Genomic DNA, 22,858 nt, shown 5'->3' with positions numbered 1-22,858 from the left:
AAAACCTTCAACGACTAAACTCTAGGTCAATTAAATGGCAAATCGTATGCCCAATAACAATATGCATTTCTTGAATGCGTGGAGTATCCTCAGCAGGAACGACCAAGTTAATATCGCAAACAGTATTCATTTCGCCGCCATCTCGACCACTAAAACCAATGGATTTGCATCCCAGTTCGTTTGCAAGTGTTAGTGCGCTAATCACATTGCCACTACTGCCACCAGTGCTTATGCCAATAACGATATCTCCTTCATTGGCTAATGCTTCAACTTGGCGATCAAATACGTGTTTATAACCATAGTCGTTGCCGATTGATGTTAGTGCTGAAGTGTCAGTGGTCAGAGCAATAGCTGCTAAACCTTTACGCTCGACTTTATAACGTCCAACTAGTTCCGCGGCAATATGTTGTGCATCAGCCGCACTGCCACCATTACCAAAGATTAAAATTTTTCCGCCATTTTTAAGGCTTTCAATGCACAGATTAGCGGCAATCTCAAGCGGCTCAGCAATGTAATTTAAAGTTGCCTGAGCTGTTTTTAAGTGCTCATTAAATTCAAATTCAATAATAGATTTCATGACTACTTTCCTTGTTGGATTTTCTCAATGGTTTTGGTGGTACTTTTGCCATCAACAAACTGAACCAGCTTCAGCTCATCAGCGATATCTTGGCCAATTACTTGCTTTCCTTCGTAGTCTCCGCCTTTTACTAAAGTATGTGGTTTTATGGCTTTTATTAAATCATACGGCGTGTCTTCATCAAACACTACGACGTAATCAACTGCCTCAAGCGCTGCCAATATGTAAGCTCGGTCTAATTGTGCATTAATGGGGCGATTTTCCCCTTTTAGTGCGGTGACGGATCTGTCAGAATTAAGCCCTAATATTAGAATATCACCATAACTTTTGGCGGTTTCTAAGTAGCGTACATGGCCAGCGTGTAGGATGTCAAAACAGCCATTGGTAAAGATAATTTTTTTATCTCTGACTTTTAATTCTTTACTTAAAAGGGTAATTTCGTCAAGCGTTTTAATATGCTCGTCGCTAGTGGATTTATTCAAACTTGATTCGTATTCAATGATTTCATTTAAAGTGGCTGTAGCGCTACCAATTTTACCCACAACAACGCCAGCGGCAAGGTTGGAAAACTTAACGGCGTCATCAATACCAACATCACAAGCTAAGGCAAAACCCAATGAAGCAAGTACAGTATCGCCCGCACCCGTGACATCGAACACTTCTCTAGCTACGGTTGGGTGGGTGCGTAGATTATCGTCATAAATTGCTACACCATCTTCACTAAGGGTGATTAATGATACATCTAAGTCGCACTCGTCTTTTAATTGAGTGATTACTTGAGCTAGACTAGCAGCATCTTTAATATTGACTTGCGTCGCTTCACTGGCTTCTTTTTTATTTGGTGTGAGTAGATAAGCACCTTTGTATTTTGAATAATCCAAACCTTTTGGGTCGATTAATACTTTTTTGCCATTTTTATTAGCAAGCGTAATTAAGGCTTGAGTGAGTTCAAACGTTAATACGCCTTTTCCATAGTCTGACAATAAAATGCAGTCGTAATTAGAAATAATGTCTTTAAAAGACGCTAAAATTTGTTTTTGTGATTCACTGCTAATCTCATCAGTACTTTCTCTATCATAGCGCACGACTTGCTGTTGCGCGGCAATAATTCGGCTTTTTTTGCTAGTGATGCGATCTTTTTGAGTAATCAGATATTGAGTGTCAACTTTAATTTTATTTAATAATTTTTTCAGTTCATCTGAAATTTCACAGCCACCAACAACGCTGATCACATCAACTTTTGCACCCAATGCGCAAAGATTGTTAATGACATTGCCAGCACCACCAAGAACCGCACTCTCGCTTTTAACATTTACAACCTGTACGGGTGCTTCGGGTGAAATTCTCTCGCACGAACCCCATAAGTAATGATCAATCATTAGATCGCCAATGACCAATAATTTTGGTGACTTTCCTTGTAGATTAATCATGAAATATCTGTTCCATGTAAGCGTTTAATATCAGGGATATAAGCTTTAATACCCACCTCTAGCGAAACTATCGGCTCAAAGCTTAAGTTGGTTTGTGAGGTGCTAATATCAGCTTGCGTGTGCATTTGATAACCGTCATATGGGTTGGGTATGTAGTCTGTACCCAAATCTGTACCCAGTTCGCGTTGTAAGATATCAGCAATATCTTGAAAACTCCTAGGGTTGCTGGTGCCCACGTTATAAGTACCATTTTGTTTTGGATTACAAGCTTTGATATTAGCTTGAACCACATCTTCAATATTAATAAAATCTCGTAATATTTGATCTGAGCCTTCGAATAATTTTGGCGCTTTTCCATCTAAGATTTGATGTCCAAGTTGAATCACCATTGAAGAGGTTTTTGCCTTGTAGTATTCACGAGGCCCATAGACATTAAAAAATTTTAAGCCAACAATAGTCATATCAGGATTTTCACGACTATAACGATAGGCAATTTGATCCATCATATATTTACTAAATCCATAAGGATTTTCAGGATTCTCTATGCCAACAGTTTGCGGCGATGGGAGGCTACCATAAGTGGCAGCAGAGCTTGCATAAACCATGACGGCATCATCATTTTTTGCCTTATTAAGCAAGTCATAAAATGAGTTAACATTGGTTTGCATGACAATTTCTTGATCATACACACGCGTGTCTGAAATCGCTGCCTGATGGAATATGTAGTCAAATTTATAATCATCCAGTAGCGCTAAATCAGGTTTACTATTAATATTGCCACAGACTACATCACCAGTAAAACCGATGAGATTTTTATAATGACCAAAACTTTGTAGATTGCCATTTACAAAGGTCGCTTCACTTCTAAAGCAATCAAACACTACAACACGTGAATCAGGATAATTATCTTGGAAATAAAAAGCTAAATTGCTACCAATAAAACCTGCTCCGCCGGTAATTAAAATGGTTTTATTATTGAAATCTGTATTGCTATATGTCATAGATTTAAGTGATAATTTGAATGCTGTCTTTAATGGATTTTAATATAAATTTTGCACTAGAGTTTACTTCATCAACTTGATGGCCACTTTTAACCAAAATGGTACTGCTAATGCCAGCTGCATTGGCAGCGCTGATATCCGCCTCTTTATCGCCAACCATCCAAGAATTTTCCATGTCAATATTAAATTTATCACGCGCTTCTAGTAACATGCCTGGTTGAGGCTTGCGACATGTGCAGCTAGATTCTGGGCCATGCGGGCAGAAAAATACATCCAATATATCAATACCTTGATTGCCAAACTGCACCAGCATCCACTGAGTTAATTTATGAAAGTCCTCTTTCTGGTAATAACCTCTAGCAATGCCCGATTGGTTGGTAACGATGATTAGTTTATATCCCTGCGCTTGAAAATGCTTACACGCTGTAAATACGCCATCAATAAATTCAAAATCCTCACTTTTGTGAAGATAGCCAACCTCTTTATTGATCACTCCGTCGCGATCTAAAAATACTACTTTTTGTTTGTCATTTCTCATAAAAATCAATCATACAGAATTTACAAAAATAGGGATAATGAATTCAAGCGTTAAATATTTTTTGCAGGTCTTAATGAAATACAATAAAAATTTCTATCAAATCAAATCAAACACTGAGATTTTTAAAAGAATTAAAGCTGAACGTGATCATATTGGTTACTACAACTTACCATATCAAGATACAGCAGATATTAAAAAGCATGCTAAAAGTATTACAAAAAAACATATTGTTGTTTTGGGCATTGGCGGCTCTAGTCTTGGCGCAAGAGCGATTTATGAGTTTTTATTACCCTCTAATAATTACTCAAAAGATTTACTTTTTTTGGAAACAGTTGATCCGCTCAAAATTAACCATTGTCTAAAAAAAGTTGATTTAGATGATGCGCAGTTTGTAATAATTTCTAAATCTGGTGAAACCATTGAAACCATTAGTATTTTCAAGTACCTAAATTCTCTAGTTGAAATCGACAGTACAAACTGCACTATCATCTCTGAAAGAAAAAGTAGTCTTACTAAATTCGCTAATGACAACAACATTAAAGCCTTTGATTTATCTGAGGATGTTGGCGGGCGTTTTTCAGTGTTTAGTGTGGTAGGTTTGGTGCCATTGGCAATGGTGGGTGTCGATATTGACAATTTGTTGAATGGCTGCAAGCGCGTGGCCGATAGTTTTTTTGAGAAAGGTGATTATTACAAGCCTATTATTAGAAAAGCGCGTTTTTTGGTTGAAAATAAAAGTCGATTTAATATCAACGTTGTTTTTTCCTATTCATCCCTATTAGAAAGTTTTAATAAGTGGTATGTTCAGCTTTGGGCAGAAAGCCTAGGTAAGATTAATGTTAATGGTACTCGCCAAGCGCTTACGCCTATTGGCTTAGTTGGCCCAGTTGATCAACATAGTTTTCTGCAATTGATTATGGACGGCGTACGTGATAAGACCGTGACTTTCATCAAAATTGAAGACCTGAAAGACGGAAGTGTTATACCTAAAGCATCCTCTAGCAAATTTGAAAAATTGGCCTGGGATCGTATAGAGGGCTATAGTTTTAACGAATTATTAAATATGCAAGCTGATGCGACTATTCAGTCAATCCAAGAGCAAGATGATATCCCTTGTGATGTAATCTCTATTCGTACTATAGATGAATACAATATTGCTAAAATTATGTTTAGTTATCAATTGTTAGTCTCATGTATTGGCGCATTTTTACAAATTAATACTTATGATCAGCCTGGAGTCGAGTCTGGAAAGACTAACTTAGCTGAAAAATTTTCAAAAAAAGCATGAGTGTAATTAATAAATGTTTATTCCCTGTAGCAGGTTACGGCACGCGTTTTTTGCCAGCCACCAAAGCCATCCCTAAGGAAATGCTGCCAATACTCACCAAACCACTAATTCAATACGGTGTAGAGGAGGCAATAAGTGCTGGAATGACCACTATGGCTATGGTGACTAGCAAATACAAACAAGCGATTAAAAATCATTTTGAGCCGCACGCAGACATTGAAGCCAGCATTAAAGGCACAGCCAAAGCATCCTTGCTTGATGAAGTAAACCACGCCTCAGAGCAGTGCAAATTTACCTATATTGAGCAACAACAAATGCTTGGCTTAGGTCATGCTATCTACACCGGCAAGCCTCTAATCGGCAATCAGCCGTTTGCCGTTATCTTGCCTGATGATCTTTGTGCGAATAGCGGTGATTCAGTACTGACACAAATGACTAAGCTTTATGAGCAGCATCCTGATTGTTGTGTCGTTGCGATTGAAGAGGTGCCAATGACGCAAGTGGATAAATATGGCGTGATTGATGGCGAGCTATTAGATGGATCAAACAATGCTTACCGAGTTAATAGTATGGTGGAAAAACCCAGCCCAGAAGATGCACCAACCAACCTAGCCATTATCGGCAGATACATTCTTACACCAGAAATATTTGACGTGCTCGAAAATACAGCGCCTGATAAAAATGGAGAGATTCAGATTACCGATGCATTAATGACACTAGCCAATCAAGGCAAAGTTATTGCGTATAAATTCCAAGGCGAAAGGTTTGATTGTGGCAGTGTTAAAGGCTTTGTGGAGGCTACTAATGCTTTTGCTAAAGCGGAAGGCATTATTTGATGGTTTTTATAGACCACTTCAGGTAATAAAATTAGCGCCATATATCTTTCAAACTCTTAACAAGATAGTCTTAGCCTAACCTAGAATGCACTGGAAAATAACAGTGCATTTGCAATCTAATTACTCGTTAATTTTTTATATTCAGCTTTAGAGATCTTAATAATTTGATGTTCGCCACATAACAGTCCAGCGGCATAATCAACTTTATAATAATAATTCTGCTCAGTTAAGCGGAAATCTTTTGCAAACTTGCAAGCGCCACCAAAGCCTGTAATATTAAGTAAGTTTAAACTTACACCCACCTTGGTTGACATTTCATAAACACCTGACATTACTTTAGTTTCAATATTGCTATTATTAGTCAGTTCACCTATTTCATTATTGTTTATATATAACTCGACAACTTGACCCAATGTCAATATATCTGTTGGACGTACAAAGTAAAGGTTTACTTCTTTACCAGACTCGGATGATTCAATACTTTTATTAATAATTGAGCCTTTAGAATCATCTTTCATTGGATCTTCCATATTTTTCATTGATGAACAACCCGCTAAAAAAATTAAATTAAAGATTATTACACTATATAAAATTGATTTTTTCATTTTTTGACCTTTTTGTTAAAATAATTGACAAACATTTTTAGTGGATGACTTAAGAGAAAAAGAATACTTTAAAAGTACTGAGATATCAAGCGTTAAGCTAATTAATTTTCTTGATATAGTTGCTAAGCATTTATGATAGACATTTTAGAGTTGAAAAATACTATTCTACTAACACTAATTCCTCAAAGTCTTCTCTTTCCTTAGTTTATAAGAAATTCTTTTTGTGGCAATAACTATGTCACTATAGCGACGAACTTCACAACCTTCACGCTTGGATATTATTTTATATTCATGGGTTTCAATTGCCATTTTTTTAGTTTGAGTTATTTTTTTCCAAAATAAGGAATCAATATTGGTGTGTTGTTCTTGTATTCAAGATACTTTTTGTCATTGCCCCATTTTCTTTCAGCTTTTTCTTCTAAAAAAGGCAATCCACTTATTTTAGTTAAGAGGAGATAGACAAAAACTGGTGACACAAGGGTTAAAAACTGCCAGCCTGAGAGAAGTGGTAGCGATATAATTGCAATGCCCGTCCAAAGAAGAATCTCCCCAAAATAGTTTGGGTGGCGTGATATAGACCACAATCCAAGTGTTATAAATTTATCTTTATTTTCAGGGATCTCACTAAAGTTCTTTTTTTGTTTATCTGCAACAGCTTCGAAAGAAAACCCTAAAACCCAGAGGAACAATCCTGCTATAAAAAATACGTCAAGATTTGCATGCTGATTTAAAATAATAATGGTAACAGCATTTACTGTCGTTAAGAAAACCCATAGGGCGGAAAGAGTCCATGTCATTAAAAATTTTGGCAACGATTTCTTGATCTCCCTAAACCTTTTGTCTTCTCCACTTTTAACGATTCTTATATAAAGAAATATCCCAAGTCTTAGCGTCCAAATAGATACAAAAATAGCTACAGTAGTTGAGCGGATAGAAACTTGCTCTCCTTGGCCTAAAAGTGTAAATATAGAAGTAGCAACTAGAAGAAGGGTTGCGATCATTCCTGTAAAGTCAAAATATTTTTCTGAGCTTGTTACAAGCGAAGGGATTGCAACAATCCAGTGCACAATAAAGCTAACAGCGGCACATAAAAGTATAGCTGGCACTCCATAAAGAACAGCACCATCAACTGTTGCAGCATTTGCAACAAAATAAGCTGTCAAAATACATAAAATAATAGCAACAAGGTCCTTAATATTACCCATTATGGCCTCTCAAAAAGGTAGTGGGAAACGCCCCATTCAGAGCCGTTTTTAAAGCCAAAAAGAACCTCGCATGACATGAAAAAAATACGCCACCTTTGAAACCAAATGCTTGCTTCATCTTTGCCGTAAGTTTTTTCAAATAATTTAATTACTTCAGCTTTATTTTTATCCATCTTGTTAAGCCATGCGAGTGAGGTTTTTTCATAATGAGTTCCATCTACCCTCCAATCTTTCTCGATTTTCATCCGAGTTGGAAAACAGGTTAAGAGCCTATGAGAAGGCATCTGACCGCCACTAAAAAACTCTCTAGCCATCCAGTCTCCCTCATCTTGGTCTTCAAAGGGATAGGCAATTTCTTTATGAGAAAAAATATGAACAAACAGTTTTCCATCTTTTTTTAGCCAGCTACTTACTCTTTTTAGAAGCTCGCCATAATTACGCATATGCTCAAACATTTCGATTGAAACAACACGATCAAAGTTTTTATCAATTGAAAAGTCATTCATGTCTGCTGTTATAACCTTGATATTTTCTATCTTTAATTTCTTACATTTGTTCTCAATAAACTGCCTCTGGTCCTTTGAATTACTAACAGCAGTAATTTTACTATTAGGGAAATTTTGTGCCATATAAAGTGTCAAGGAGCCCCAGCCACATCCTAACTCTAAAACCTCTTGGCCATCTGAAAGGGATGCCCTTTCACAAGAAAGCCTTAACATCTCCAGCTCTGAGTCGTCTAGAGACGAAGCGCCCTTTGGCCAATAACCAGAACTGTATTTTAAGTTCGGGCCCAGGACCAATTCAAAAAGCTTTGGTGGAACCTCATAGTGCTGTTCATTTGCCTTTTCTGGAACCAGAGCAATTGGACTTTCATTTAAAAAGTCAATCCAAGATGAGTGTCTTTTTTCCATTTCAAGCTTGCTAATGCTCGTTGCCTCTAAAAGCCTTTGAGCGCATAAACGCCTTATTCCAAACCTAATAAGCAAGTCTGGTAATAAACCATTTTCTGCAAGTTTTATTAATAATTTAATCATTTTTCTAGTGTGTAATTTTAATGTTTTTGAGGTCAGGCTTAGCAAATATAAACTGAAAATCACCAATTAGGTTTTCAAGAAATCCCGCTTCACAATAGACTAGGTAAAAGATCCAAATCCTTATAAAAGGATCTGAAAAACCAAGCTCTCTTACCTGCGGCAATACATTTTCAAAGTCTTTACGCCATAATTCGAGTGTCCTTGCATAGTGAAGAGTTATATCTTCAGAGTCAACCATAATTAAATCTGTTTTCTCTTTGATGGCTTTCTCAACTTGTGACAATGAGATAAGGCAGGAACCAGGAAAAATATATTTTCTGATAAAGTCTACCGAATTTTTATAGGCATTAAAGTCTGGGTCGTTATATGTTATTCCTTGAAGTGCCATTAAACCATTTGTCTTCAGCAATGAAGAGGCTTTTTCAAAGAAGCCAGGCACAAAGTCAGCCCCAACAGCCTCTATCATTTCAATTGAAACAACCTTATCAAAAACACCCTCAAGCTCTCTATAATCTTTGTTGAGTAAAGTTATTTGATTATCTAAATTCTCTTTACTAATCAGCTCAGCAACATACTTAAACTGATTGTCTGATATAGTCGTAGTGGTAACTTTACAGCCATAATTTTTGGCTGCGTGTGTTGCAAAGCTTCCCCATCCCGTTCCAATTTCAAGAACATGGTCACTACTATTAAGGTTTAGTTTTCGACATAGTCTATCTAGCTTTTCTACCGAGGCATCAAGCATACTTGACTTCTTATTTAGAAAAATGCCGCTTGAGTAAGTCATGGTTGAGTCGAGCCATAGCTTGTAAAAATCATTACTCAGATCGTAGTGTGCCAAAATATTACTCTTACTTCCTTTTAAGGTGTTTTGTCTAAGCCTATGGATTATTTTAGTGAATGGATTTGTTAATCTTGCAAGTCCAGATTCAAGCCCCTCCATCGTTTTTTTATTTCTAATAATGAGCTGAATTAATTGAACCAAATTATCTGCAGACCAATAACCAGCAGTGAAGGCTTCTGCTGCGCCGTTGGTACCGCCACTCCCTAAAAAAACATAAAACTCTTGAGATGAAACGATTAAGGTTGCCTTAAGCTCTGATTTAGGAGCGCCAAATACGTGAATTTCAGAACCATCAACTATTGTTAGCTCACCAGTTTTTAATCCTTTCAGTTTTTTAAATAAAATCCTTTTAAAGAAAGAAGTCATTCTAGTGCTTCTTTGCATTTCTTGAATATTATTTGCTAGGCCGTCAACTGAAAGTCTATCTTTAGTTTTAATTTCTTGAGTCATAGTTTGTCCGGATGTGTAAAAAATGGAGCTCTTTTTATATAGAGCATAAATGCTTGCCAATGGATTCTATATACAACCATCAGGGTGATAAATGGAAACCTAGAAATTGCTTTAATAAGCCCTACGTTTGAAAATGCACGCCTCTTTAAGTCAAGCGAAACATTAAAAACCTTTTCACCATCTTTAAAGTTTTTCATTTTTACATTTAGTGAGTCTTCAGGCTGTGAGAAAAACCACTCATAATCATGGTCCATTCCCCAAAAAGGGCTTACATGTAGTTGTTTTTTTGGAGAGGCGATAAACCCCGTCCTAGTATTATTTTCTGTTTGCTCTTCAATAATGTAAGTATGCCTTTCTTTCCATGGTATGTTTGTTACTTCAGCCATTATGGCCTCAACCTTTTGGTCTAAGTCATCAAAACAGTAATAAAAACTTACTGGATTAAAACAATGCCCAAAGTATCTCAAGTGCGTCAGGAGTCTAATTGGCCCATTAAAAACTTTACCAGTTTTTTCATGAAGCGTTTTTCGAACCGCACTATCTAAGTCTAAGTCTGGGTCTCCATGGTAGTCCTTCCTTTTAAATGAAACAAGCGCAGGCTTGTTAATGTTCCAAAGAAGTGATGGCTTCATCGTAGATGCTAAAGACGAGATATCAATATAGGCCATAAAAATTGGGTATGAAAAAAACCGCTTAAACGGAGTGTGTCGCTGATGACTAATCGTACCCCAATATAGTTGGTGATTTTTTGAGAGCATCATAAGGCCTTATCAAAAAAACTATAAACATCAAGGGCGCTGTTAACGCCATCCTCATGAAAACCATTTCCCCAATATGCCCCACAATAAAAAGTGTTATTTACACCACTTATTTTATTCTTTTCTTTTTGTGCTTTAACGCCCTTGACCGTGAAAAGAGGATGATAGTAGACTAGAGTCTTAATTATTTTGCTTGTGTCAACATCCCCATTACTATTTAAGGTTACTAAAAAATTAGTCTTCGACTTTAATGATTGCAAAATATTCATGTTATAGGTTAGAGTCACCGGCTTACTTTGATCACCGCTTAAAAGGTAGTTCCAACTAGACCACGTTATTTTCTTTTTAGGCAATATAGAAGAGTCTGTGTGCAGCAGTGCCACATTTTTTTGATAAGGCAGGGAGCCTAAAATTTTAATTTCTTCTTCACTAGGGTCCTGCAATAATGCCAATGCTTGATCACTGTGTGTTGCAAATATAACTTTATCAAACTGATGAGAGGCCACATCCTTTCCATAAAAAACCTCAACACTATTTTTGCCTCTTATAACCTTAGACACTGGGGTTGAAAGCAAAATTTTATTTTTAAATCCTGCAGTTATTTTTGGTATATATGCTTTTGAACCACCCTTAATTACGAACCATTGGGGACGATTAAATATCTGAAGTAGTCCATGGTTTTTGAAAAACCTAATATAAAAAACTGCTGGCATTTCTGTTGTTTTTTTCGCTGCTGTTGACCATATGGCAGCGCCCATTGGAATTATATAGTGCTCAATAAAGTTTTTACTAAATTTATGGTTAATCAAAAATTCATAGATTGTTGTTGACTCGTTTAAATTATTTAGTTTTGCCACTGAGATGCGATTAAATCTTAAAATGTCTTTAAGCATCATCAAAAAAGAAGGTCGAAATAGGTTGAAGCGTTGAGCAAATAAAGAATTTAGGGAGCCTCCAGAATACTCTAGTTTTTGTCCTGGAGCCTTAACGCTAAAACCCATAGAAGTTTTTTGCGTGTCAACTTTAAGTTTTTGAAGAAGCTTTATAAAGTTTGGATATGTGTTTTCATTGTAAACAATAAAGCCAGAATCAATCAGCCACTTCTTTTTGTCTACCTCGATTTGATGGGTGTGGGTATGGCCGCCTATATAATCATTAGCTTCCAAAATGGTAATATCATGTTGTTTGTGAAGAAGGTGTGCGGCTGTTAAGCCAGATATTCCGCTTCCAATAATAGCAATTTTCATAGTGTAAAATCAAATATATATTATAGAGTCCCCTTATTGGGCTAGATACATATCATAACCAACACCTGATAACATTTACTTTACATTATCCTTATTTTTTTTTAGGGAACCAATCCTTAATTTCTTAAAAATCCATTACTCAGAATATACCCTTTACTTTTATTCTTATTATCCTTATTACCCTTATAAATTAACTGATCATTCACATAAGGTAACTTAAATTTTATTGTTAGATCATGTGCTAAGTTGTCTGCACTTTTAACAACGATATTGTTGATAATAGTTTTAAGAAATTTCTTCTTATCATCAAATTTGAAATCCGAAGATTTCATTTATTCTAATCTAACCCCCTATTCTTTGATTCTTATAACAATTTAATTTGATAAAAAGTATAATAATATTATGATTAAAACATTCTTTATAGCTCTCGCATTTTTCTGCATCATTGATATATTTTGGATATATTTTGTTGCAACCCCAATGTACAAAGAGGAGGTTGCAGCTCTTATGGAGCTTAAAGTTGCTCCTGCAATCATGTTTTATATAATTTTCTTATTAGGCTTAATTTTCTTTGTTATTAATCCCAATCTTAGTAATACACTTCTAAATGTTTTTATGATTGGTGCTTTTTATGGGCTAGTAACTTATGGAACTTACGATCTTACCGTTTACGCAACTATGAATATCTTTAGTCTCAAACTAGTGGTCGCAGATATTCTATGGGGAATGATCCTATCTGGCTCTGTAGCAACCCTTACTGTATTTACTTCAGCTAAATTAAACTAGCTTAATTATGTCTATTGCATTTACTTCTGGAGAGCCCTCTGGAATTGGTCCTGACATAGTCCTCATATACGCCCAACAAGAAAGGCATGAAGATCTCCTGGTTTATGATATGAATAGTGAATTCTTAGATGATATTTATTATGATTGTATCCATCATGTAGTTGATTAATGAGGTTATGGGTATCTTCAAATCGTTTTTGTTTTCTTACTTTTGTCTTTAGATTTACATCAAAGATTATGATCAAATCATCAGGGTTTTTTTACAAGAGGGAAGGGTGGTAGAATGTCCTCAACACTACTCCACCGTCACTGATTTGGCTAAATTACGAGGCTGATCAACATCTGTGCCTTTAATAAGTGCCACATGGTAACTAAGCAATTGCAGTGGAATGGTAAAGATAATTGGCGCTGTAATTCTGCCCAAATTAGTCGTAGTTGGTACAATAGTCATGCCTTTCATTGGCTCTACTTTTGCTGCTTCATCTTCAAATACAATCATCTCTGAACCTCTTGATTTAACTTCTTGAAGGTTGGCCTTAAGTTTGTCCAATAATGAGTCATTAGGTGCAATGGCTATTACTGGCGTGTCTTTATCAATCAGCGCAATTGGCCCATGCTTAAGTTCACCTGCTGGATAGGCTTCAGCATGTATGTAAGAGATTTCTTTAAGTTTTAATGCGCCTTCCATAGCGATAGCATGCATGCATCCACGGCCTAGAAATATTGCGTTGTATTTATTTTTAAAAGTTTTGGCGAGTTCAATAATTTGATCTTCTTGCTCTAATGTTTTTTTAATTAAACCTGGTAAAAGATTAAGTCCGATAACAATTTTTGCTTCTTGCTTTATAGACACTTGCTTATGGCATTTGCCGATTGAGACTGCCAATAATGCAAGAGATACCAGTTGAGTGGTAAAGGCCTTGGTGCTAGCAACACCAATTTCAGGGCCAGCGTGGGTTAAGAAGGTGAGTTCTGATTCACGAGTTAGGCTAGATTCTGCTGAATTACAAATCGTGAGTGTGTGAATGCGCTTATCTTTTCTACGTTTTTTGACTGCTTTTAGCGCTTCTAGTGTGTCCGCTGTTTCGCCACTTTGAGAGATGGTAATAAATAGCGTATTGTCTAGAATAACTGGATCACGATAGCGATATTCACTTGCCACTTCAATATTAGTAGGGATTTTAGCAATAACTTCTAACCAATATTTTGCCACTAGACCAGCATTGTAGCTAGTGCCACAAGCAATAATTTGAATATGCTTGGTATTTTTAAAAATGTCTTCAGCTTTATGGCCAAAGGCTGATGATAAAACAGCATCTTTAGTGATACGAGACTCTAGCGTATCTTGAATGGCTTGAGGTTGCTCGAAAATCTCTTTAAGCATGAAGTGTGCATAATCACCTTTTGATACCTGGCCACTTTTCAGCTTAGAAGTTTTAACCTCTCTATTGACATGATTACCATTAATGTCGTAAATTGTCACAGACTCTAGAGTGATATCGGCAATGTCACCTTCTTCTAAAAAGATAAATTCTTTAGTAGCATCAAGTAATGCCATTTGATCAGAGGCAATAAAATGACCTTTTGGGCTTATGCCAATAACCAAAGGCGATCCACTTCTTGCAGCAATAATGTGCCCAGGATGTTTAGGTGAAATCACCCCAACACCGTAAGCCCCTTTAAAAGTAGTAATGGCTTTTTGTGTGGCCTCTAGCAGGGTATCACTAGTTTCTAGTGCTTTATCAATAGCATGGGCAATAACTTCTGTATCTGTATCTGAGGTGAAGTTATAGCCTTGTGCCAATTGTTCAGATTTAAGCTCTAAAAAATTCTCAATAATGCCATTATGTACGACACTAATATTTTGGTTGCAAATATGAGGATGGGCGTTACGACTAGATGGCTCACCATGAGTAGCCCAACGAGTATGGGCTATGCCAATAGTGCCACCTATTGGTGTTTTCTGGTCAAGAATATTTTGCTCAAGGTTGGCTACTTTGCCAACTGCACGTGCACGACTAAGCTGGTTATTCTTATCTAAAACTACTACGCCAGCAGAATCATATCCTCTGTATTCTAAGCGTTTTAAACCCTCTAACAAAAGAGGAGTAATGTTATTTTTACAAATACCGCCGACAATTCCACACATAGCTTATTAAGATTGAATAGTTAAAAACGAATGCTTAATTTTAAAGCAAGGGGTTGGTATTGTGATGACTTATATTGCAAGCACTTCATTTTCATTAAGTACGATTTCTTGATGCTGGCCAATGATTTTTAACAAAATCGCAATCCGGTCATTACTATTATAATTCTGAAAAATAGCTTGCTGACCTTTGAAAGCACCCGACTGAATCTCAACCGTATCACCTTTTTGATGTGAGCAAATATTGATCATTTTTTCGATGGTTTGCTGTTGTTGAACTTTAATCATATTAATGATTTTATTTGGTACTTTGGCGAATGTTAGGCCAAATCTTACAAAGTTTGCCACACCTTTAGTTGAGCGAATAGGTGTCCAATTTTGAGATTTGTCATCCAACTCAATAAATAAATAACGAGGAAAAAGCGGCACAGTTTTTCCCTTGATAAAAGCTTTTGGGAAAAATACTGCATAGTTTTGATCGGATAAATTCCTTTGAGCTTCTGCTTCTTGCTTAGGTTTAGTTTGAATAAGGTACCAGTTTTTCATATATAGGTTATTATAAACTTTAAATTGTTTTTTTTTTTGCTTTTTAAAGAATTTCAGTAAGTAGCGTTAATAATGGATAATGGCATCTATGAAAATTGATTTGCACAACCACTCTTATTATTCTGATGGATTTTTATCACCTAGTGAGGTGGTGCTTCTTGCCAAGAAAGAGGGGTGTGATGTTTTTGCATTGACTGATCATGATACGACTGATGGGCTAATAGAAGCACAAAAGCAAGCAGATACAAGTGATTTGAAATTGATTCATGGCGTGGAAATATCTGCCATGTGGAGTAATATGACTATCCATATTTTAGGATTGGGTGTTGATATAAACAATGAAATACTCCAAAAAGGCCTCAAGCAGCATCAAGAATTTCGACAACTTCGTGCAGAGAAAATGGCGCGAGGTTTAGGTGGTGCCGGAGTTTTTAATGCTTTAGAGAAAGTTAAATTGGTAGCCAAAACAGACATGATTACACGCACACATTTTGCTCAAATGTTAGTACAGGAAGGGGTATGCAAGGATATGAAAAGCGTTTTTAAACGCTTTTTAACGGGTAAAAAGCCAGGTGGTGTCGGTGGAAAATGGGCTGAATATGATGAAGTAATCAACTGGATTCATGCAGCAGGCGGCAAGGCAGTTTTGGCACATCCACTGCGTTATCGCATGACGAATACCAAGGTGAGGCGGTTATTGAATCATTTGTCTGGTGCAGATTTAGATGGAGTTGAAGTGGTCACTGGATCAAGTAGTTCTGATGAAATTACATTGATGAGTCAGTGGGCAAAGGAGTTTGATTTATTATCCTCTATTGGTTCTGATTATCATGGCTGGCCTGGTCAAAGAGTTCGTATTGGCCATTTACAAGATATGCCACAAGTAAATGAAATGGTTTGGAAGGACTCATCATGGCTAAATTAATTGCCATTCATCCTCAAAATCCTCAGCAAAGGCTAGTTACTCAGGTTGTTGAAGTACTTAAATCAGATGGAGTGATTGCCTATCCAACAGATTCAGGGTATGCACTTGGCACAATGTTGGGTAATAAATACGGGCTTGAAAAAATTAGACAAATTCGTAGTCTTTCTAAGCGACATGACTTTACCTTAATGATGCGAGATTTATCGCATATTGGTGAATATGCAAAACTCAATAACAATGCTTTTCGATTGTTGAAAAAGATCTTGCCAGGTGCTTATACGTTTATTTTGCAAGGGTCGCGTGACGTTCCAAAACGTCTACTGCATGAAAAGAAAAAAACTATTGGTGTCAGAGTTTCGAGCCATGGCGTGGTTCAAGCATTATTAGAAGAATTGGACGAGCCATTAATGAGTGTTTCTTTAATTCTTAAAGGGTTTGAATTCTATGACATTAATGATGTTCAAGATGCTGTTAATAATCAAGTGGATTTGATAATTGATGATGGTTACTGCCCACCAGAGCCAACCACGGTGATCGATTTATCGGGAGAGATGGTTGAAATTATTCGCCATGGTGCAGGCGACACCTCACTTATCCTTTAGACAAGTATAATTAGGCATTTTTATACAACGCTTTGATCGCATGAAAACGGCACAAATTAGACAAAAATTTTTAGATTTCTACGCTTCTAAAGGACATACGGTTGAGCCAAGCTCATCTTTGGTGCCACACAATGATAAAACTTTGTTGTTTGTTAATGCTGGCATGGTGCCGTTTAAGGATGTGTTTAGTGGTTTAGAAAAGCGCCCTTATACCCGCGCAGTCTCTTGTCAGCGCTGTGTACGTGCGGGTGGAAAGCATAATGATTTGGAAAATGTGGGCTATACAGCGCGCCATCATACATTTTTTGAAATGCTAGGTAATTTTTCATTTGGCGATTATTTCAAGCGTGAAGCTATTCAATATGCTTGGGAATTTTTAACAGTAGAAATCGGGCTACCTAAGGAAAAACTCTGGGTAAGTGTTTTTGAAGATGACGATGAAGCCGAAGCTATTTGGGTGAATGAAATTGGCTTTCCTAAAAATCGTATTTCTCGTTGTGGCGCTAAAGACAACTTCTGGCAAATGGGCGATACTGGCCCTTGTGGTCCATCGAGTGAGATTTTTTATGATCATGGTGAAGACATCGCCGGCGGCCCTCCAGGACATGCTGATGAAGATGGTGATCGTTATATTGAAATTTGGAATTTGGTATTTACCCAATACGATAAACAAGAAGATGGCTACTTAAAGCCATTAGTAGCACCTTGTGTCGATACTGGCATGGGCCTTGAACGCTTAGCTGCAGTATTACAACATAAAAATAACAACTACGATACAGATGGCTTTCAAAGTTTGGTTAAGGCTATCGTTGATTTAACGCCATCAGCCAATAGCATTAAACAAAGTAATGCCTCAGTACGAGTTATTGCAGACCATATTCGTTCAACTGCTTTTATGATTGTTGATGGGGTTATTCCATCTAATGAAGGACGTGGATATGTGTTGCGTCGTATTATTCGTCGTGCTATTCGTCATGGCCATAAGATAGGTATAGATAAGGTATTTTTCTATCGTTTAGCGCCCGTATTGGCGCTAGAACTTAATCAGGTATATCCAGAGTTGAAGCTTGCATTAGCCAATGTTGAAAAGGTTTTAAAGCGCGAAGAAGAGCGTTTTGCACAAACACTTGATCAAGGTATGGGGATCTTGGAAGATGCTATTTCAAATTTAAAAGGCATTGAGATTGATGGTGAAACTGTATTTAAACTTTATGATACGTATGGCTTTCCAGCTGATTTAACAGCTGATGTTGCGCGTGAACGTGAGCTGACCATTGATATGCCAGGTTTTGAAGCTCAGATGACTAAACAGCGTGATCGTGCACGTCAAGCAGGTGAGTTTAAAACGACACAAAAAGGCGTTGATATTTCAGAGGAAACTGAATTTTTAGGCTATGAGCAACTAGAAAACTCCTCCTCAGTGCAAGCATTAATTAAAGACGGTGAGTTGGTTGATGCTATCGAAGCAGGAGACCACGGTATTATCATTTTATCTCAGTCAAGTTTTTATGCTGAATCAGGTGGCCAAGTTGGCGATAGCGGTATGCTTGTTGCTGGAGATATAAAGTTTGATGTTACAAATACTCTAAAGCAAAAAACAGGTGCTTTTGAGCACCATGGCATTATATCAAATGGCATTATAAAGGTGGGCGACGTACTTCAGGCACAAGTGGATGTTCGAAGACGCAAAAAGATTACTTGTAACCACTCAGCAACACACTTACTTCATGCTGCATTGCGAAGTGTTTTGGGTGAAACAGTTACCCAAAAAGGCTCGTTAGTTGACGGCGATAAATTGCGTTTTGATTTTTCTCATGATGAAGTGATTGATAAAGTTGATCTGGATAAAATCGAAGCTTTGGTTAATCGTCGAATTTTAGATAATTCAACTGTTCATACAGATGTTACAGATATTGAAGCGGCCAAAAAGAAAGGTGCTATGGCACTTTTTGGTGAAAAATATGGCAATACTGTGCGTGTGTTAAGTATGGGTAAAAATGATTTTTCTGTAGAACTTTGTGGCGGCACACATGTAAATCTTTTGGGTGATATTGGTTTATTTAGAATCACTTCAGAAGGTGGAATTGCCGCAGGTGTTCGCCGCATTGAAGCATTAACAGGCTATAACGCTTATCAGTCTGATAAGCAAATAGAAGACAGTCTTAGTAAGATTGCCCAGATGACTAAAACAAATAATTCAGATGTAGTTGAAAAAGTTACACAACTAATGAAGCAGCAAAAGGAATTAGAAAAACAAATTGCCACTTTCCAAAAGAAACTAGCCAGTAATCAAGGAGATGACTTGCTTAATCAAGCTCAGGAAGTTAATGGAGTCAAGTTACTTTCAACAGTTGTAGAGGGAGTGAGCGGTAAAGATTTGCGAGATATTGCTGATAAACTCAAAGATAAGTTAGGATCAGTGGTTGTGGTATTAGCTGCTGTAAGCGCAGATAAGATATCTTTAGTTGCTGGCGTTACCAAGGATTTAACTGGTAAATATCAGGCTGGAAAAATCCTTAATCACGTTGCTACTCAAGTAGGCGGAAAAGGTGGTGGGCGTGCTGATATGGCTCAGGGTGGTGGTACTCAGCCAGAAAATCTTGTCAAGGCGCTTACTTCAGTTAAAGATTTAATTTAAAAAATTTGCAATAAAAAACCCTCGAAAGAGGGTTTTTTATTTTAAGCAGATTTTGTTTTTATACACAACCAGTTGGCTGAGGCATTCCACCATATTTAGTAATAGGTTTCATAGGACCAGTTAGCCATTCTTTAAAAAGAATCTTTTTATCAATGCCAACTACTTTTGAAAATGTTCTAATTGGCGGCACTGAAGAGTTTTCAGAAAAATAATCTCTTGCAGCAAGAATTTGAGCTACTTGAGAATCTGATAATTCTATTTCATCCTCTGTTGCCATTTCGTGCATGATTTCTTCAGTCCAAATTGATGGATCAACTAAGTAACCGTTACCTGTTCTTTCTAATGCCATTCTTAATACCTTAGTAATTTAATTGGGTATATTATATAAGATTGACTTAAGTCATTATTCATAAATACACGTTTTATTTATATGCCTATACAGTAAATTTTAATCAATAAAAAACCCTCTTATGAGGGTTTTATTAATTTAAATAGCCGCTTACGGTTCTATCTAAGCTCGTCTAACTCTTCTGCAGACTTCATACCTTTTTTGTAATCTTGGGTAGTTGTTGTTGTTTCTTTGCCCGTTCTTGTATTTGAAGGGTTAGATGCATTTAATGCGTCTAAGCTACTTCCTAGAGGTGGTCTGTTGCCTTTTGTAGTGCCGTTAGCCATGATAATCTCCTAATAAATTAATGTATATGCTGTTTAAATAAACAAAGGTTATTATATCAAACATGCTTAATTTGTAATTAGTTTTTTTGTTTTATTATTTAAAGTATCTGAATTGTTCCAGCTTAATACAAGAGCCTTAGCATGGTGTGCATAGGTATAATTCCCCAGCCATGGACTGGATGCAATTAACCCTTCAAACAAATAAAGATCAGGCAGATTTTGTCAGTGAAATTCTTATAGGGCTGGGTAGTACTTCTGTCACCTTTAGTGATACGAAAGATGATGCTATTTTTGAACCGCCCGTTGGTGAAACGCCTTTATGGAATAATGTAACCATCACTGCTTTATTTGATTTAAAAATTGACCAGGCAAATATCAGCCATATGCTTGAGAATATTTGCCATATTAATGAGCTAAATTTTGAGTTACTCAAAGGGCGTGTTTGGGAGGATGAGTGTAAAAAAGACTTTCATGCCATGCAATTCGGAAAAAGAATTTGGGTATGCCCTTCTTGGGAGGGTGCTGCCAATTTACCAGATGATGCTATTATCATTGATATGGATCCAGGCTTGGCGTTTGGCACGGGAACGCATCAAACGACCGATTTATGCCTGCAATATTTAGATAACAATGCACCTATTGATTGTTCGGTGATTGATTATGGCTCTGGCACAGGAATTTTAGCGATTGCTGCGATAAAATTAGGCGCTAAAAAAGCCATTGCTGTTGATAATGATCCTCAGGCTATTATTTCCACAATTAGCAATACTGAGGTAAATCATGTTCAAGATAAGGTTCGTGTATTACATGTAAATGACGAAGGTAACTTAGATAAAGTAGATTTACTCATTGCAAATATTTTGGCAAATCCTTTGGTAGATTTATGCGAGCATTTTTCAAGTTTAGTGAAGACGGGGGGTAGTGTTGCACTGTCAGGTATTATGGAACACCAACTACCAATGATACTTGAGACTTATGGCGTGTATTTTAAAGAGCTGAAAGTGGTGCAAAAAGATGAGTGGTGCCAAGTAAGCGGACAACGTAAATAAAAAAGTTATGACAAATAAAAAACAAATTAAAGCAGTATCTCTAATTTCAGGTGGATTAGACTCCCTATTGAGTACTAAATTACTACTTGACCAAGGCATTCATGTTGAAGGAATTAATTTTTTCACTGGATTTTGTGTAGAAGGCCATACTCATGCTATTCGTAAACAAAAAAATGATAAGCCAAAACGTAATAATGCACTTTGGGTGGCGGAGCAATTAGGTATTAAATTGCATATTATTGATGTAATCGAAGAGTATCGCGATGTACTTTTAAATCCAAAGCATGGTTATGGCAAAAACATGAATCCTTGTTTAGATTGTAAAGGTTTTATGGTTAAAAAAGCTAAGCAATGGATGGAAGATAACGAGTTTGACTTTATTATTACTGGTGAGGTTATGGGCCAACGCCCAATGTCCCAGCGCAAAGACACTATGCCAGTTGTACAAGAAGAATCGGGTGCAGATGATTTGTTATTACGCCCGTTGTGCGCAAAACATTTGCCCGAAACCAAGCCAGAAAAAGAAGGGTGGATAGATCGAGAGAAGCTACTTGATTTTACTGGGCGTAATCGAAAGCCGCAAATAGCTTTGGCAAAATCCTATGGTTTTGAGGATTACGCAACGCCTGCAGGTGGTTGTTGTTTCTTAACAGACAAGCAATATTCTGATAAGTTAGTTGATATGTGGCAATCCCGTGGTAATCGTGATTATCAATTAGATGATTTAATGATGCTTAAAGTTGGTCGCCACATTCGTCCCAATCAACGTTTTAAAATGATTGTTGCCAGAGAAGAGGGCGAGGTGAAATTTCTTGAAGGTTATAGAAACCAATATGCTAACCTTTATTCAACTAGCTGTAAGGGTCCAATTGCATTGATTGATGGTGAGCCGAATCAAGAAGATCTTAAAATTGCTGCTCGAGTTTTGGCGCGATATTCACAAGATCGAGAACAACCAAGTGTTGATATTGAAGTGAAGTTGAATGTTGGTGTGGCCCAACAATTCAGTGTAAAGCCGCTAGGGGTAGATGAAATTCCTAAAGCGTGGTTTGTTTAAAAGAATCTCCTATTTTTTGTTAGTGAATTTATAAATGTTTTATTCAAATTTTAGCCACCACCAACTGCTTTAATAATCTCAATCTTATCGCTTTCTTTTAATGCAAAATCAGCGTGCCTAGATTTAGGAATAATAGTTTCATTGATTTCTAAAGCGATGCGCTGATCTTGATAGTTTAGTTGACTGATTAAATACTCAGCTGTGGCTGAGCTTTTAGTTTCCAGCTCTTTACCGTTAACCACTACAATCATTTATTCATTGTCCCGATAGCACAAGAAACAAATGATTTAGCCTTAGCCTTGGCTGAATCAAAGCCATGGACTGAGTCAGTTTCTGGGTAACCTAAATCTAATAATACTTTAACCAGTTCATTTTTTTTAGAATCAGCTAGGTCGATATTGATGATGCCTTGCTCAATATCTACATTGATTTTATCCGTGTTAAAAACCTCGGTTAATTTTTTAGTAATTGAGCCAGAACAGCCACCACATTTAATATTATCTACTGTAATTTCCATGGTAATTCCTCATCGTGATTTTTGATTAATTATACGCCTTAGATTTGTATATTTGCTCTTCAGATGGGTAATGCAATATGGTAAAATTCCTGAAGTTTTTCATT

General features: G+C 36.8%; 24 protein-coding genes. 8 read left to right on the top strand and 16 right to left on the bottom strand.

Going from position 1 to position 22,858, the window contains the following annotated elements; translation table 11 throughout:
* Nucleotides 1-7 precede the first annotated feature (7 nt).
* From gmhA to gmhB, 4 genes are read right to left on the bottom strand one after another with little or no spacing between them, the layout of a single operon-like run.
* Nucleotides 8-577 carry a D-sedoheptulose 7-phosphate isomerase gene (gene gmhA, locus N9Y32_03135; protein ID MDB2590006.1) on the bottom strand — a complete coding sequence of 190 codons (570 nt, stop codon included), beginning with the start codon at nucleotides 575-577 and terminating at the stop codon, nucleotides 8-10.
* 2 nt (nucleotides 578-579) lie between these two features.
* A complete protein-coding gene (gene rfaE1, locus N9Y32_03130) occupies nucleotides 580-2,007 on the bottom strand; it encodes a D-glycero-beta-D-manno-heptose-7-phosphate kinase (GenBank protein ID MDB2590005.1) in 1,428 nt (475 codons plus the stop codon).
* Nucleotides 2,004-3,008 (bottom strand): ADP-glyceromanno-heptose 6-epimerase, encoded by a 1,005-nt coding sequence (rfaD, locus tag N9Y32_03125; protein ID MDB2590004.1) that lies wholly within the window; start codon nucleotides 3,006-3,008, stop codon nucleotides 2,004-2,006. The genes rfaE1 and rfaD overlap by 4 nt, the downstream gene beginning before the upstream one ends.
* 4 nt (nucleotides 3,009-3,012) lie before the next feature.
* On the bottom strand, nucleotides 3,013-3,546 hold the full coding sequence (gene gmhB, locus N9Y32_03120; protein ID MDB2590003.1) for a D-glycero-beta-D-manno-heptose 1,7-bisphosphate 7-phosphatase: 534 nt from the start codon (nucleotides 3,544-3,546) through the stop codon (nucleotides 3,013-3,015).
* A gap of 73 nt (nucleotides 3,547-3,619) precedes the next feature.
* Here gmhB and N9Y32_03115 point away from each other — a divergent pair, with 73 nt between their 5' ends.
* Complete coding sequence (locus N9Y32_03115; protein ID MDB2590002.1) at nucleotides 3,620-4,834, top strand: glucose-6-phosphate isomerase; 1,215 nt, start codon at nucleotides 3,620-3,622, stop codon at nucleotides 4,832-4,834.
* Nucleotides 4,831-5,670 carry a UTP--glucose-1-phosphate uridylyltransferase GalU gene (gene galU / locus N9Y32_03110; GenBank protein ID MDB2590001.1) on the top strand — a complete coding sequence of 280 codons (840 nt, stop codon included), beginning with the start codon at nucleotides 4,831-4,833 and terminating at the stop codon, nucleotides 5,668-5,670. The genes N9Y32_03115 and galU overlap by 4 nt, the downstream gene beginning before the upstream one ends.
* Before the next feature lie 116 nt (nucleotides 5,671-5,786).
* On the opposite strand, the gene N9Y32_03105 is transcribed toward galU, so the two are convergent.
* From N9Y32_03105 to N9Y32_03080, 6 genes are all read right to left on the bottom strand, one after another.
* The gene (locus tag N9Y32_03105; GenBank protein MDB2590000.1) at nucleotides 5,787-6,209 is read right to left on the bottom strand and encodes a hypothetical protein; all 423 of its coding nucleotides are present in this window, start codon (nucleotides 6,207-6,209) and stop codon (nucleotides 5,787-5,789) included.
* A 389-nt stretch (nucleotides 6,210-6,598) separates the two neighbouring features.
* Nucleotides 6,599-7,480 carry a DUF1295 domain-containing protein gene (locus N9Y32_03100; protein ID MDB2589999.1) on the bottom strand — a complete coding sequence of 294 codons (882 nt, stop codon included), beginning with the start codon at nucleotides 7,478-7,480 and terminating at the stop codon, nucleotides 6,599-6,601.
* A complete protein-coding gene (locus N9Y32_03095; protein ID MDB2589998.1) occupies nucleotides 7,480-8,514 on the bottom strand; it encodes a cyclopropane-fatty-acyl-phospholipid synthase family protein in 1,035 nt (344 codons plus the stop codon). Before N9Y32_03095 ends, N9Y32_03100 begins: the two co-directional genes overlap by 1 nt.
* Nucleotides 8,515-8,518: 4 nt before the next feature.
* The gene (locus N9Y32_03090) at nucleotides 8,519-9,808 is read right to left on the bottom strand and encodes a cyclopropane-fatty-acyl-phospholipid synthase family protein (protein MDB2589997.1); all 1,290 of its coding nucleotides are present in this window, start codon (nucleotides 9,806-9,808) and stop codon (nucleotides 8,519-8,521) included.
* The gene (locus N9Y32_03085) at nucleotides 9,805-10,566 is read right to left on the bottom strand and encodes a DUF1365 domain-containing protein (GenBank protein MDB2589996.1); all 762 of its coding nucleotides are present in this window, start codon (nucleotides 10,564-10,566) and stop codon (nucleotides 9,805-9,807) included. Before N9Y32_03085 ends, N9Y32_03090 begins: the two co-directional genes overlap by 4 nt.
* Nucleotides 10,566-11,813: an FAD-dependent oxidoreductase gene (locus tag N9Y32_03080; protein MDB2589995.1), complete on the bottom strand. Its 1,248-nt coding sequence runs from the start codon at nucleotides 11,811-11,813 to the stop codon at nucleotides 10,566-10,568. The genes N9Y32_03085 and N9Y32_03080 overlap by 1 nt, the downstream gene beginning before the upstream one ends.
* A gap of 402 nt (nucleotides 11,814-12,215) precedes the next feature.
* Between N9Y32_03080 and N9Y32_03075 the strand changes: the two genes are divergently transcribed.
* Complete coding sequence (locus tag N9Y32_03075; protein MDB2589994.1) at nucleotides 12,216-12,599, top strand: DUF2177 family protein; 384 nt, start codon at nucleotides 12,216-12,218, stop codon at nucleotides 12,597-12,599.
* A gap of 295 nt (nucleotides 12,600-12,894) precedes the next feature.
* On the opposite strand, the gene glmS is transcribed toward N9Y32_03075, so the two are convergent.
* A complete protein-coding gene (glmS, locus tag N9Y32_03070) occupies nucleotides 12,895-14,748 on the bottom strand; it encodes a glutamine--fructose-6-phosphate transaminase (isomerizing) (protein ID MDB2589993.1) in 1,854 nt (617 codons plus the stop codon).
* Between the two features lie 69 nt (nucleotides 14,749-14,817).
* Entirely contained in the window at nucleotides 14,818-15,291 is a 474-nt protein-coding gene (rfaH, locus tag N9Y32_03065) for a transcription/translation regulatory transformer protein RfaH (GenBank protein MDB2589992.1), read from the bottom strand.
* A gap of 88 nt (nucleotides 15,292-15,379) precedes the next feature.
* On the opposite strand from rfaH, the gene N9Y32_03060 reads away from it, so the two are divergent.
* From N9Y32_03060 to alaS, 3 genes are read left to right on the top strand one after another with little or no spacing between them, the layout of a single operon-like run.
* Nucleotides 15,380-16,216: a PHP domain-containing protein gene (locus N9Y32_03060; protein MDB2589991.1), complete on the top strand. Its 837-nt coding sequence runs from the start codon at nucleotides 15,380-15,382 to the stop codon at nucleotides 16,214-16,216.
* Nucleotides 16,204-16,818, top strand: a complete 615-nt coding sequence (locus N9Y32_03055) for an L-threonylcarbamoyladenylate synthase (GenBank protein ID MDB2589990.1) — start codon at nucleotides 16,204-16,206, stop codon at nucleotides 16,816-16,818. Before N9Y32_03060 ends, N9Y32_03055 begins: the two co-directional genes overlap by 13 nt.
* 40 nt (nucleotides 16,819-16,858) lie before the next feature.
* The gene (gene alaS, locus N9Y32_03050; GenBank protein ID MDB2589989.1) at nucleotides 16,859-19,456 is read left to right on the top strand and encodes an alanine--tRNA ligase; all 2,598 of its coding nucleotides are present in this window, start codon (nucleotides 16,859-16,861) and stop codon (nucleotides 19,454-19,456) included.
* A 58-nt stretch (nucleotides 19,457-19,514) separates the two neighbouring features.
* On the opposite strand, the gene N9Y32_03045 is transcribed toward alaS, so the two are convergent.
* Both N9Y32_03045 and N9Y32_03040 read right to left on the bottom strand, forming a co-directional pair.
* The gene (locus N9Y32_03045; GenBank protein MDB2589988.1) at nucleotides 19,515-19,805 is read right to left on the bottom strand and encodes a TusE/DsrC/DsvC family sulfur relay protein; all 291 of its coding nucleotides are present in this window, start codon (nucleotides 19,803-19,805) and stop codon (nucleotides 19,515-19,517) included.
* A gap of 158 nt (nucleotides 19,806-19,963) precedes the next feature.
* A complete protein-coding gene (locus N9Y32_03040) occupies nucleotides 19,964-20,131 on the bottom strand; it encodes a hypothetical protein (GenBank protein ID MDB2589987.1) in 168 nt (55 codons plus the stop codon).
* A gap of 170 nt (nucleotides 20,132-20,301) precedes the next feature.
* Here N9Y32_03040 and prmA point away from each other — a divergent pair, with 170 nt between their 5' ends.
* Together prmA and N9Y32_03030 are read left to right on the top strand one after the other, a co-directional pair.
* On the top strand, nucleotides 20,302-21,180 hold the full coding sequence (gene prmA / locus N9Y32_03035) for a 50S ribosomal protein L11 methyltransferase (protein MDB2589986.1): 879 nt from the start codon (nucleotides 20,302-20,304) through the stop codon (nucleotides 21,178-21,180).
* 7 nt (nucleotides 21,181-21,187) lie between these two features.
* Nucleotides 21,188-22,237: a tRNA (5-methylaminomethyl-2-thiouridylate)-methyltransferase gene (locus tag N9Y32_03030; GenBank protein MDB2589985.1), complete on the top strand. Its 1,050-nt coding sequence runs from the start codon at nucleotides 21,188-21,190 to the stop codon at nucleotides 22,235-22,237.
* 50 nt (nucleotides 22,238-22,287) lie between these two features.
* Here N9Y32_03030 and thiS read toward each other — a convergent pair whose 3' ends face one another.
* On the bottom strand, nucleotides 22,288-22,488 hold the full coding sequence (gene thiS, locus N9Y32_03025; GenBank protein MDB2589984.1) for a sulfur carrier protein ThiS: 201 nt from the start codon (nucleotides 22,486-22,488) through the stop codon (nucleotides 22,288-22,290).
* Nucleotides 22,485-22,754, bottom strand: a complete 270-nt coding sequence (locus N9Y32_03020; protein MDB2589983.1) for a heavy-metal-associated domain-containing protein — start codon at nucleotides 22,752-22,754, stop codon at nucleotides 22,485-22,487. The genes thiS and N9Y32_03020 overlap by 4 nt, the downstream gene beginning before the upstream one ends.
* Between the last annotated feature and the right edge of the window lie 104 nt (nucleotides 22,755-22,858).

The organism is Candidatus Thioglobus sp. (assembly GCA_028228555.1).
Lineage (GTDB): Bacteria > Pseudomonadota > Gammaproteobacteria > PS1 > Pseudothioglobaceae > Thioglobus_A.
The sequence above is the reverse complement of the archived record's forward strand: the minus strand, read 5'-3'. Positions and strand labels throughout refer to the sequence as shown.